Origin of the sequence: Streptococcus sp. HMSC034E12, assembly GCF_001835915.1 — a bacterium.
Taxonomy (GTDB): domain Bacteria; phylum Bacillota; class Bacilli; order Lactobacillales; family Streptococcaceae; genus Streptococcus; species Streptococcus vaginalis.
Window position 1 is genome coordinate 1 of the sequence record NZ_KV826475.1, and the last position, 329, is coordinate 329.

Annotated in this window: 1 protein-coding gene; it reads left to right on the forward strand. The window is 44.4% G+C overall.

Features of this window, described 5'->3' with window-relative positions; genetic code table 11:
- The first annotated feature begins 46 nt into the window (after positions 1-46).
- Positions 47-325: a helix-turn-helix domain-containing protein gene (locus tag HMPREF2574_RS08755; RefSeq protein ID WP_142350196.1), complete on the forward strand. Its 279-nt coding sequence runs from the start codon at positions 47-49 to the stop codon at positions 323-325.
- Positions 326-329: the final 4 nt, after the last annotated feature.

Here is a 329-nt window from a genome sequence, read left to right on the forward strand (position 1 = left end):
AAAGAGATTATCGCGTTAGAAAACGGTGTAGCATGAGGTGTCTGATATGGTTTTAGAACTTTTCGGGGAAGATTTCAAAACGCAGCTCTTGGGCGAGCTGGTCGAGTTAAACAAGCAAGCTCTCGCAGAAGCTCAAAGGCAGCAATCACGAGAAACAAACTGGGTCAGCATGGCGGAATTGCAAGAGAAAACAGGTTGGGGGCGTACAAGCCTTGAAACTTGGCGAGACCAAAAGAAATTCCGCTACATGCAAAAGACAAAAGGCGGAAAATATCTATATGATTTGGAAGATGTGCAACGTTTTTGCCGGTCGTTAGCAAAATAATGAG